Below are 2,457 nucleotides of genomic sequence, written 5' to 3'. Positions count from 1 at the left end.
ACTGACGAGATAAAATATCTCATTGTTCGCTTCCATTTTATACAGCCTGATGGCATGTACCAAAATCTCAGCTTTGGATTTTGCAAGCAAAATCCATACTCACTCGTTGTTCAGTTTTCAAAGATCAAACATTTCTTTTTCGTTAATTTAGCTCGTCGCCTTATCAACTCTTATATCTTATCATGTCCGAACCAACTTTGCAAGCATTTTTTTAAATCTTTTTTTCAACACTCGCTTGCAATATTGTATTTCTTGGCCGGAATTAGAATATATCATAGACGAAATAAGTTTGCAAGCATTTACTGCATTAATTCTCGAAAATCTCTATTTGTTATTCGTTCTTCTTCTATATATACTCCCCGCTCTCTTTCGTATCATGAATAACCATAACAAAAAAAGAACCCCACACCCTGAAACAACAGGGAAAGAGGTTCTATATACAAAGTGCTTTTTCAAGTTATATCAAGTTGTTATTCAGAACCCATAAAGGCAAAGCGGATCACTACAATAACAGCAAGCACCCACATAAGCCAGTGAACTTTAACTTTGTTGCTGGTAAACAGGTTACTGAATAAAGCCAGAACAACGTAAGACAAAATGCCAGCAGAAATACCATTGGCGATTCCGCCAGTAAAAGGCATCAGAACGATGGTCAGGAATGCCGGGAACGCCAGCAGGAAGTTATCCCAGTCAATGTTGCGAACCTGACTCATCATCAACACACCAACGATAATCAAAGCTGGAGCGGTAGCCGCGGAAGGCACAACCAATGCCAACGGTGCGATAAACAGAGCCAACAGGAACAGAACGCCTGTCGTTACAGCAGTCAGACCCGTACGTCCACCTTCTTCTACCCCTGCCGAGCTTTCTACGAATGCTGTAATTGTGCTTGTTCCCAATACTGCGCCGGTACTTACACCAACAGCATCCACCAGCATAGCTTTACCGATGATTTTCTCACCTTTTTTCTTATCCTTCATTATACCTGCACGGGTAGCCGTACCTACCAGTGTACCAAACGTATCAAACAACTCTACAAATGTGAAAATGAAAATGATATCAAACAGCCCAATGTGCAAAGCAGCCTTCAAATCCAACTGACCCACTGCCAGATTACTAAAATCAGGAATCCAGTGACCTGTTGTCAAACTACTCAGATTCGTTACACCCATCGGAATACCAATCAATGTGGTAGCTACGATACCAATCAGCAAAGCACCTTTGACCCGAACAACCATCAGAGCAGCGATAATGAGCAAACCGATCAGCGCCAGCAACGCATCCTTTTGATGAACCAGACTACCCAAAATCAGATTAAAAGCATGACCCGGAATCGGCTGACCTACATCCGTCCCTGGAACAATACTTACCATAACCAGATTACATAGCTTAAAACCGACAATGGTAATAAACAAGCCGATCCCTACTGTAATAGCTGTCTTAAGATTTTCTGGAACCGCAACAAGCAACATCTGTCTCACTCGTGTCACGGTTAAAATCAGAAAGACGATACCGGATATAAATACAGCACCAAGTGCCGCTTGCCAAGTGATCATACCGTTCGAACTTAAGACTACGGTCATAAAATAAGCATTTAAACCCATACCCGGAGCCATGCCAATGGGTACATTAACGAACAACCCCATTAGAATAGTGACCAGTCCTGCACCTACCGCAGTGGCAAAAAAGACGGCTTCGCTGGGCATCCCTGCTCCAGTCGGCCCCAAAAAGGTATTGTTGACCACCAAAATGTAAGCCATGGTCATAAAAGTAGTAATTCCCGCAATAATTTCTGTGCGGACGTTCGTTCCATGTTCCTTTAATTTAAAGAAACGCTCCATGAGTCGTAATTCCTCCTACGCAAAGCATACTCGTATTGTTATCGTTCATTTACTGTAATATTGCATTCATAAGTGCTATATTACATCCGTTATTTTAGGCCGTCCCCTGCTGCTTGTCAATACAAAAAGCGAATATTTTAATTCGATCACATATGTATTGTTCGGAAAATAGAAAGGCCGCCAAGCTGTTTTACAGCTGACGGGTTATCAATTAGGCGAATCAGATATTTTTGTACTTATCAAAAGCATTCGTGGTATCCGGTATATTTTCCAAATAAACGATCTTACCTTCTGCATCCAGCCGGGCTTTGTCCACTCCTGTAAGTGTATACACTTCGCCTGTTGCTTTTTTACCGCATACCGCCCATTTGGTTTCATAAACAGCAGGTTCCTCGGGAACTGGCTTCCAGCCATCATACATATGCTTGATTTCGAGTGTTCCTTCATAAAACATGTTCAAGAAGCTCTTCCAGCTGTTCATGCCTTGTTTTCGGTCACCGTTCAATACGAACTCAATTTCGTTGGAGAACAGGCTGATTAATCGTTCTCTGCTTTTCTCATCATCTTTTGCCAAATCATAATAGTGAAAATATTCTTCTATATAAGTTGAACTAAA

Annotated in this window: 2 protein-coding genes; both read right to left on the bottom strand. The window is 41.6% G+C overall.

Translation table 11 applies throughout. From position 1 onward, the window contains the following. Nucleotides 1-470: 470 nt before the first annotated feature. Nucleotides 471-1,841 carry an NCS2 family permease gene (locus ACIFQM_RS24710; protein ID WP_430043363.1) on the bottom strand — a complete coding sequence of 457 codons (1,371 nt, stop codon included), beginning with the start codon at nucleotides 1,839-1,841 and terminating at the stop codon, nucleotides 471-473. 220 nt (nucleotides 1,842-2,061) lie between these two features. Beyond that, the gene (locus ACIFQM_RS24705; protein ID WP_430066377.1) at nucleotides 2,062-2,442 is read right to left on the bottom strand and encodes a hypothetical protein; all 381 of its coding nucleotides are present in this window, start codon (nucleotides 2,440-2,442) and stop codon (nucleotides 2,062-2,064) included. Nucleotides 2,443-2,457 lie beyond the last annotated feature (15 nt).

The sequence above is a fragment of the Paenibacillus sp. NRS-1782 genome (genome assembly GCF_050467685.1).
Classification (GTDB): Bacteria; Bacillota; Bacilli; order Paenibacillales; family Paenibacillaceae; genus Paenibacillus; species Paenibacillus terrae_A.
This window is presented reverse-complemented; position numbering and strand designations above follow the sequence as displayed.